This is a genomic window from Streptomyces sp. NPDC007189, from assembly GCF_040703635.1.
Taxonomy (GTDB): Bacteria; Actinomycetota; Actinomycetes; order Streptomycetales; family Streptomycetaceae; genus Streptomyces.
On sequence record NZ_JBEYEY010000021.1, the window covers coordinates 149,569 to 158,211 of the forward strand.

General features: G+C 72.3%; 9 protein-coding genes. 5 read left to right on the plus strand and 4 right to left on the minus strand.

What is annotated here, in order from left to right; translation table 11 throughout:
• Positions 1–11: 11 nt before the first annotated feature.
• From AB0950_RS34010 to AB0950_RS34020, 3 genes are all read left to right on the plus strand, one after another.
• A complete protein-coding gene (locus AB0950_RS34010; RefSeq protein WP_360159586.1) occupies positions 12–1,226 on the plus strand; it encodes a sigma-E factor regulatory protein RseB domain-containing protein in 1,215 nt (404 codons plus the stop codon).
• Between the two features lie 70 nt (positions 1,227–1,296).
• Positions 1,297–2,319: an ABC transporter ATP-binding protein gene (locus AB0950_RS34015; protein WP_366780151.1), complete on the plus strand. Its 1,023-nt coding sequence runs from the start codon at positions 1,297–1,299 to the stop codon at positions 2,317–2,319.
• Positions 2,306–3,277: an ABC transporter permease gene (locus AB0950_RS34020; protein ID WP_366780152.1), complete on the plus strand. Its 972-nt coding sequence runs from the start codon at positions 2,306–2,308 to the stop codon at positions 3,275–3,277. The genes AB0950_RS34015 and AB0950_RS34020 overlap by 14 nt, the downstream gene beginning before the upstream one ends.
• 24 nt (positions 3,278–3,301) lie before the next feature.
• Here the strand turns inward: AB0950_RS34020 and AB0950_RS34025 are convergent, their stop codons facing one another.
• Positions 3,302–3,889 (minus strand): NAD(P)H-dependent oxidoreductase, encoded by a 588-nt coding sequence (locus AB0950_RS34025; RefSeq protein ID WP_366780153.1) that lies wholly within the window; start codon positions 3,887–3,889, stop codon positions 3,302–3,304.
• A 221-nt stretch (positions 3,890–4,110) separates the two neighbouring features.
• On the opposite strand from AB0950_RS34025, the gene AB0950_RS34030 reads away from it, so the two are divergent.
• On the plus strand, positions 4,111–5,262 hold the full coding sequence (locus tag AB0950_RS34030) for a hypothetical protein (protein WP_366780154.1): 1,152 nt from the start codon (positions 4,111–4,113) through the stop codon (positions 5,260–5,262).
• A 43-nt stretch (positions 5,263–5,305) separates the two neighbouring features.
• Here the strand turns inward: AB0950_RS34030 and AB0950_RS34035 are convergent, their stop codons facing one another.
• The 3 genes from AB0950_RS34035 to AB0950_RS34045 all read right to left on the minus strand — a co-directional run bounded on the left by AB0950_RS34035 (position 5,306) and on the right by AB0950_RS34045 (position 8,044).
• On the minus strand, positions 5,306–5,791 hold the full coding sequence (locus AB0950_RS34035) for a VOC family protein (protein WP_360575211.1): 486 nt from the start codon (positions 5,789–5,791) through the stop codon (positions 5,306–5,308).
• Positions 5,792–5,958: 167 nt separating this feature from the next.
• Positions 5,959–7,011, minus strand: coding sequence for an EamA family transporter RarD (rarD, locus tag AB0950_RS34040; protein ID WP_360159596.1), 1,053 nt, complete (start codon positions 7,009–7,011; stop codon positions 5,959–5,961).
• A gap of 178 nt (positions 7,012–7,189) precedes the next feature.
• Complete coding sequence (locus AB0950_RS34045) at positions 7,190–8,044, minus strand: SDR family oxidoreductase (protein WP_366780155.1); 855 nt, start codon at positions 8,042–8,044, stop codon at positions 7,190–7,192.
• Positions 8,045–8,135: 91 nt separating this feature from the next.
• Here AB0950_RS34045 and AB0950_RS34050 point away from each other — a divergent pair, with 91 nt between their 5' ends.
• A complete protein-coding gene (locus AB0950_RS34050) occupies positions 8,136–8,540 on the plus strand; it encodes a helix-turn-helix domain-containing protein (RefSeq protein WP_360575209.1) in 405 nt (134 codons plus the stop codon).
• Positions 8,541–8,643: the final 103 nt, after the last annotated feature.

The following is an 8,643-nucleotide window of genomic DNA, read 5'->3' on the forward strand; positions in this document are numbered from 1 at the left end:
GTAAGGCAGACATGGCACCGTACGAATCCGACGACGCAGTGGACGCCGCACGAGTGGACGCCACGCGGGACGAGGAAGCGCACGCCGGCCGCCGCAAGGCCGCCCGCTACGCGGTCCCGGTCGCGGTGGTGGGCGTGGCTGCGGCCACGATCGGTCTGGTCCCGGCGCTCGCCGCCTCCGGTGACCCCGACCTGCCCAAGATCACCGCACAGCAGCTCATCGAGAAGATCGCCAAATCGGACGTGCAGCAGATGTCCGGGACCGTGCGGATCGACACCGACCTCGGCCTGCCCGACCTCGGTGGCCTGGAGAACAGCCTGGCCTCCGGCGCCGCAAAGGGCTCCGGGGACGGCTCCTCCGCCGACCCGCAGTCCAAGCTCACCGAGCTGGTCTCCGGCACGCACACCCTGCGCGTCGCCGCCGACGGCCCGGAGAAGCAGAAGCTGTCGCTGCTGGAGAGCGGCTCGGAGTACAGCCTCATCCACAACGGCAGGAACGTGTGGGGCTACGACAGCAAGAGCAACGAGGTCTATCACGGCACCTCGGCCGACTCCGGCAAGGAGCACCGGGCCGAGCCCCCGGCCACGCCTAAGGACTTCGCCGACCAGGCGCTGAAGTCGGTGGACGACACCACGTCCGTCACCGTCGACGGCACCGAGCGGGTCGCCGGCCGTGACGCCTACAAGCTGCTGGTCAAGCCCCGCCAGTCCGGCACCACGGTCGGCGCGATCAGCATCGCCGTCGACGCGAAGACGGGCATGCCGCTGAAGTTCACGCTGACCCCGAAGAGCGGCGGCGCCGCCGTCCTCGACGTGGGCTTCGCCCAGGTCTCCTTCGCCAAGCCGGCCGCCTCCACCTTCGCCTTCACCCCGCCCAAGGGCGCGAAGGTGACGGAGCAGAAGCAGGACACGGCGCCCGGGAAGCACGAGCGGGCGGCCGGCGAGGGCTTCGGCAAGGGCATGAACGGCTCCGACGTCCTCGGCAAGGGCTGGACGTCCATCGCCACCTTCGACACCGGCGCCAAGGGCGGCCTGCCGACCGGGTCCAAGGCCGGTGACCTCGGCGGCTTCCTCGGCTCGCTGGGCGACAAGGTGTCGGGCGGGTTCGGCAAGGGCACGGTCTTCTCCACCCGTCTGGTCAACGCCCTGATCACCGACGACGGCAAGGTGTACGTCGGCGCGGTGACCAAGGACGCCCTGGTGAAGGCGGCCGACGCGGGAAAGTGATCCGCTTCGGGCACTACGGACCGTGACCGTGCGTTGACCCTTCAGAAGAGCACGCATCGAGGGGGAGCCGATGGACGGACCGTCCGCCACGCAGCGGGAGGCGGGGGACGCGGAGGAGCGTGCCCCGGGGCAGCCGGAGGAGCGTGTCCCGGGGGACGCGGAGGCGAGCGTCATCGCAACCCGTGGCCTGACCAAGCGCTACCGCGGCGGACAGCTCGCCGTCGACGGCCTCGACCTGACCGTCCCGGCGGGCAGCGTCTTCGGCTTCCTCGGTCCGAACGGCTCGGGCAAGACCACCACCATCCGCATGCTGATGGGCCTGATCGAGCCGACCGCGGGCACGGTCCGCGTGCTGGGCCGCCCGATGCCCCGGGCGGCCCGGTCCGTCCTCCCCCAGGTCGGCGCGCTCATCGAGGGCCCGGCCCTGTACGGCTTCCTCTCCGGCCGGGAGAACCTGCTGCGCTACGACGCCGCCGACCCGACCGCCGACCCCCGCACGCGGCGTGCCCGCGTCGCCTCCGCCCTGGACCGGGTGGGTCTCGCGGCGGCCGCCGGCAAGAAGGCGAAGGCGTACTCGCTCGGCATGAAACAGCGCCTGGGTCTCGCCGCCGCGCTGCTCCAGCCGCGCCGGCTGCTCGTGCTGGACGAGCCCACCAACGGCCTCGACCCGCAGGGCATGCGCGAGATCCGCGCCCTGATCCGTGAGCTGGCCGCCGACGGCACGACGGTCTTCCTCTCCTCCCATCTCCTCGACGAGATCGAGCAGGTCTGCAGCCATGCCGCGGTCATGGCACGCGGCAGGCTCATCACCCAGGGCGCGGTGGCCGACCTGGCCGCCGGGGCGCGCGGCCGGCTGGTGGTGACGACCCCGGATCCGGCAGAGGCGGCCAGAGTGCTGAAGGAACAGGGCGTCGCAGACGTCACCGCCGAGGGTGAGCGGGTCACGGGCGAACCGCCGGCGCGGGACCTGGCCGAGGTGAACGCGGCCCTGGTCGCGGCGGGGATACGGGTCCGGGGCTTCACGGTCGAACGGGCCTCGCTGGAGGACGCGTTCGTGGCACTGACGGGGGAGGGCTTCGATGTCGCGGGCTGAGACATTCCCGAGTGACGAGCCGGTCCCCGTGTCCGGGACAACTCCGGAGGCCGAGCCGGTCTCCGCGTCCGGGCCAGCACCAGGACCCGAGCGGGTCCCCGTTCCGGCCGCACGCAGGCCGAGCCCCCTGTGGACGCTCGGGCTGCTGCGCAGTGAGCTCGTCACGACGTTGCGCCGATGGCGCACGCTCGCGCTGCTCGGGGTGCTGGCCGCGGTGCCGGTGCTGGTGGGGATCGCGGTGAAGATCCAGACGCGGGGCGGCGGGACGGCGGACCACAGCGGCCAGGGCCCGGCGTTCATCACGCAGATCACCAACAACGGCCTGTTCCTGGTGTTCACGGCCCTCGCCGCGACGCTGCCGTTCTTCCTGCCGATGGCCGTAGGGGTCGTCGCGGGCGACGCGATAGCGGGCGAGGCCGGCGCGGGCACCCTGCGCTATCTGCTGGTCGCGCCGGCCGGCCGTACCCGGCTGCTGCTCACGAAGTACACGACGGTGCTGGCCTTCTGCGTGCTGGCCACGCTGGTCGTCGCCGTCTCCGCGCTGATCGTCGGTGCGCTGCTCTTCCCGCTGGGCGAGCTGACGACGATATCCGGTACGCGGATCAGCTTCGCCGAAGGCCTTGCCCGGGCTCTGCTGATCGCCCTCGTGGTCGCGGCCTCACTGGTCGGCGTGGCCGCCCTCGGCCTGTTCGTGTCGACGCTCACGAGCAGCGGCATCGCGGCGATGGCCACCACCGTCGGACTGCTCATCACCGTGCAGATACTCGACCAGATACCCCAGCTGCACGCCCTGCGGCCGTACTTCTTCTCGCACTACTGGCTGTCCTTCGCCGACCTGATGCGCGACCCCGTCTACTGGGACGACCTGACGAAGAACCTCGGCCTGCAGGCGCTGTACGCGGCCGTGTTCGGCTCGGCGGCCTGGGCGCGGTTCACGACGAAGGACATCAGCGCGTAGGCGTTCCCCGACTTGAAGAGCGTGCTAGGCGGTCTGGTACGGGAACCGCGCGAGGGGCGCGTCCTGTGCGAAGAACGTCTTCGCGCGGGCCAGCGCGTCGGCGTCCTTCAGCACGTCACCGGGCGCGCTGCCGTTGCCGAGCAGCACCCCGCCGAAGCGCATCCCCAGGTAGGCGGCCGAGTTGTTGAGCGTGCCCACGTAGGGGTCGGCGACCGAGGGCTCGGAGTCGGCGAGCGCGGCGACGCCCCAGAGCGTGCGGCCGGCGAGGGTCGCCCTGAAGTCGATGCCGGGGGTGCGCAGCCAGGCCGACCAGTAGTCCAGGTAGCGCTTGGTGAGGCCGGACACCGAGTACCAGTACAGCGGCGAGGCGATCACGATGTCCGTGGCCGCGAGGGTGGCGTCCAGCAGCAGACCGGTGGTGCCGTCGGACGGCGGCCGCACGTGGTCGCTGTCGTGCCGCAGGTCCACGAAGTCGGGCATGGGATGCTCGGCCAGGCGGATCCAGCGCTGCTCGACGTCGCCGGGCAGTTGCTCGGCCGCCGCGCGGGCCAGCAGCTCGGTGTTGCCTTCGGCACGGGCGCTGCCCAGGACGAAGAGGAAACGACGGCTCATATGGGTCCCCCAGGGTGTGCTGCCGTACGACTGATAAAGGCGCATGCATTTTATGCATACGCAAGCAATGCGCGCCAGGGGTGGCACCGCGCCGGGTGCCGGGGTGCGGCTGGTGCGAGGCTGTGACGCTGCGGTGACGCGGAAGCCGAAGCGGGCCGACACACTGGTTGGCAGGACGCTTACGACCGGATCGCGACGCCGGGGGAGTGAGGGAAAAACCGATGTCTCGACTCAGCTTCGAGAAGAAGCGGGCGCAGCAGCCCGCGGCGCATCCGGCGGTGATACCGGTCCGGGTGTTCGGCGCGGGAGGCGCGTCGGTGGGCGGGACGTCGGTGGTGGCGGCGCCGGGCGAGGAGATCCAGCAGGCCGTCCTCGACCACCTCCAGCGCCTGGCCATCAGCGTCGGCGCCCCCATACGCGCCACGATCCAGGACGACCGTGAGGGCTGCGTGGTTCCCTTGGAGGTCTCGACGGACGGCTCCAGCCGGGTCACGGGGGAGGCGGTCCGGGTGGCCGCGCCGGTGAACCCGAGCGCGGCGGACGCAGCCACACAGGCGCAGTCGGGGACGGCGGCCGGGGTGTCGCGGGGCGAGCCGGCCAGGGTGTCGCCGGAGCAGCCTGCCGTCGCGGACGCCTCCTCGCCGAAGGGCGTGCAGGACGCGCCCCCCGCGACGCAGCCGCAGCCGCAGCCGCAGCCCGTTCCGGCCGGTACCTCACAGGCGCCGACGGGACAGTTCGGCCCCGCGCCGGTCATGCGGGCCGTGCAGCCCCCGGCACCCGTCGCGGCCGTCCCGGAACCCGACCCCGTCTCCATGGCCCCGACCACGGCCACTCCCACTCCTCCCCGGGGCTTCGACGCCGTGGCGGAGGAGGTACTCGGGGACGGACCCGTGACCGAGACCGCGGAGGGCGCCGAGCTGCTCGCCGAGCCCATGACGCGGATCAACGAGGCCGTGCGGTCCGGCCGTATCGAGGCGGCGGCGGAACTCGCCGACCGTACCGTCACCGAGGCGACCACCGTGCTGGGCCCCCGCCACGCCGAGGTGCTGCACCTGCGCGAACTGTCCGCCTACATCGCCTACTTGGGAGGCGACCCGGTCCGCGCCTGCCGGCAGTCCCTGGACCTCGCCCGGCTGCGCCGGCAGGCGCGGGACGCGGAGGCCGCCTACGGGAACGTGCAGAGCGCGGCGACGGCGTGGCGCGCGGTGCGCGACCCCGAGGAGGGCCTGCGGCTCGGCCACGACCTGATCGAGCTGTGGACGGACCTCACCGCAGAGCCGGGCCCCGCCGCCGACGACCCGCGCCCGCTGGAGTCGGCCCGCGCCCGCATGGTCCGCCTCGCCGACCGGGCGGCCCGCGCCGCGCGGCCGTAACCGGCGGCACCCGCACAGTCCCGCCCACTGCAGGTCAGCATTCCTACTGCAGGCAGAATTCGTTGCCCTCCGGGTCCGTCATCAGCAGCCACTGCCCGGCGGGCTCCTTCACCTCGCGCACCACGCGCGCGCCCAGTGCCTCCAGCCGGGCCGCCTCCGCCGCGCGCTGCTCCGGGCCGACGTGCAGGTCGAGGTGGAGCCGGTTCTTGACGGTCTTCGCCTCCGGCACGCGCTGGAACAGCAGCCGCCGCCCGAGCCCGGTGCCGGTCTGAGGGTCGTACGGGTCCTCGGGATGCCGTACGGCGATCAGATCGCGGAAGGCGGGCCGGCCGCGGTACTCGACCGTGGCCTCGACGGGCAGCGCGCCGAGGGACAGCAGCCGCTCGACCAGGGCGCTGTTGTCCTCGGCCGTGTAGTGCAGCGCGGCGGCCCAGAAGTCGGCCTGGGCGTGCGGGTCGGCCGCGTCGACGACGAGCTTCCAGTGCAGCGGCGCGGGCGTCGGCGTGGCGCCGGGTGTCGGGGTGGTCATGGTGACCACTTATAGCCGTGCCCGCCTGCCGGAGGAGGCAGTTCCGCGCAGGCTCCCGATCACCTCTGCTCAGGACTCGGTCATCCCGGCTCAGCTCCCGGTCGTCTCCGCGCAAACACCCCCGGCCGGTTCCGCCCTCACGGCCTCTTGACGACGCCCGGCTACGGCTACGGCGTCGCGGCTTCCGCCTCCGGATCAGGTCCGGGGGTCACGTTCTCCGCGTCCGGGACGGGCTCGGGGTGCACGCTCTCCGCCGTGCGTACGGCCCCGGCCGTGCCGGTGGGCAGGCCGTTGCCCGGAGCCGCGGTCGCCCTGGCGAGCGCTCGCGCACCCCGGCGCGCGGAGCGCAGCGCGTCGCCCGTGAGCAGCATCAGCGCCAGCCAGACCAGCGCGAACCCGGCCCAGCGCTCGGGCGGCATGGCCTCGTGGAAGTAGAAGATGCCGAGCAGGAACTGGAAGACGGGCGCCAGGTACTGCAGCAGGCCCAGCGTGGACAGCGGGACGCGGATCGCCGCCGCGCCGAAGCAGACCAGCGGTACCGCGGTGACGAGACCGGTGGAGGCGAGCAGTGCGGCGTGCCCGGCGCCCTCGTTCACGAAGCTCGCCCTGCCGTGCGCGCCGAGCCACAGCAGATAGCCGAGCGCGGGCAGGAACTGGATCGCGGTCTCGGCGGCCAGCGACTCGACGCCGCCGAGGTCGACCTTCTTCTTCACCAGGCCGTAGGTGGCGAAGGAGAACGCGAGGATCAGGGAGATCCACGGCGGGCGGCCGTAGCCGATGGTCAGGACGACGACGGCGGCGAGGCCGGTGGCGACCGCCGCCCACTGCACGGGCCGCAGCCGCTCCTTCAGGAGCAGCACGCCCATCGCGATGGTCACCAGCGGATTGATGAAGTACCCGAGGGAGGCCTCGACCACGTGGCCGGCGTTCACGGCCCAGATGTAGACGCCCCAGTTCACGGTGATGACGCAGGCGGCCACGGTGACCAGCGCGAGCCGGCGCGGCTGGCGCAGCAGCTGCCCCGCCCAGGCCCAGCGCCGGACGAAGAGCAGGGCGACGGCGACGACGAGCAGCGACCACACCATGCGGTGGGCGAGGATCTCCATCGCCCCGGCGGGCTTCAGCAGGGGCCAGAACAAGGGCACCAGGCCCCACATGCCGTAGGCGGCGAAACCGTTCAGCAGGCCTATCCGGTGCTCACCCTTGGACTTCTCGGCCACCGGCCCCTCCTCTCGCAGTCAGACACGCGAGAACGAAGGTAGCGCCGAGGACCCCCGGCTGTCATGCGCGTATCGCCATACGGTCATGACAGCCGGGGTGGCCAAGGGGTGACAGCCAGGGTGGCCAAGGGGTGACGGCCGGGGTGGCCAAAGGGTGACAGCCGGGCGGGATCCGGGATCAGCCCTTGAGGGCGGCGGTGACCGCCTCGGCCAGCGGAGTGGTGGGGCGTCCGATCAGCCGCGACAGGTCGCCGGAGGTGATCGCCAGCTCGCCCTTCTCGATCGAGGCGTCCACGCCGGCCAGGATCGCGGCGAGCGGCCCGGGCACCCCGGCGCCGGTCAGGATGCCGGTGAGGGCCTCGACCGAGACCGGGGTGTAGGCGATCTCCTTGCCGGTCTGCCGGCTCAGCTCGGCCGCGTACTCGGCGAAGCTCCACGCCTCGTCGCCACCCAGCTCGTACGTCGTGTTCCCGTGGCCCTCGCCGGTGAGCACCGCGACCGCCGCGGCGGCGTAGTCGGCGCGGGCGGCCGAGGAGACCCGGCCGTCGCCGGCGGCCTGGACGACCGCGCCGTGCTCCAGCACCGGGGCCAGGTTCTCGGTGTAGTTCTCGTGGTACCAGCCGTTGCGCAGCAGGCTGTACGGCAGGCCGGAGGCGAGCAGCGCCTCCTCCGTCGCCCGGTGGTCGTCGGCGAGCGCGGCGGTCAGGCTGCCCGGGGCGCTGGTGTACGCGAGCAGCGCCACGCCGGCGGCCTTCGCCGCGTCGATGACGACCTGGTGCTGCCCCACCCGGCCCTTGTCGAACTCGTTGCCGGAGATCAGCAGAACCTTGTCGCCGGCGGCGAACAGGTCTTCGAAGGTCTCGGGCGTGTTGTAGTCGGCGACGGCCAGCTTGACCCCGCGGGCGGCGAAGTCGGCGGCCCTCGCCTTGTCGCGCACGACGGCGGTGATCTGCTCCGCCGGAACCTTCTCCAGCAGCTGCTCCACGACATGGCGGCCGAGGTGGCCGGTGGCTCCGGTGACGACGATGCTCATGGTTCACGACTCCTTGTGTGGTGGGTATGCCACTCACCCTAGGAATTGCGCTAACTTCTGGAAAGTACCCACTTTGAAGTAAGGTACTAGCATGTCGGTAAGTGATCGGTTGGGCGACGCCGAGGCCATGTGCCCGCACCGCCTGGTCCTGGAGCACGTCACCAGCCGTTGGGGGGTGCTGGTGCTGATCCAGCTCCTCGACCGCCCCTACCGGTTCAGCGAGCTGCGCCGGGCGATCAGCGGCCTCGGCGGACGCGGCGTCAGCGAGAAGATGCTCACGCAGACTCTCCAGACCCTGGAGCGCGACGGTCTTGTGCACCGGGACGCCAAGCCCGTCATCCCGCCGCGCGTCGACTACTCGCTGACCGACCTCGGCCGTGAGGCGGCGGAACAGGTACGGGCGCTGGCCCGGTGGACCGAGCGGCGCATGGACGACGTGCTCAGCGCCCGCCGGGCATACGACGAGGCCCGGGACGCTCGGTCCCGGGCCTCGTGACGGAAGGGCGTCGTCAGCCGATGACGGTCCAGGTGTCGCCGCCGGCGAGGAGGGCGGCGAGGTCGCCCTTGCCCTTGTGTTCGATGGCGGTGTCGAGCTGGTC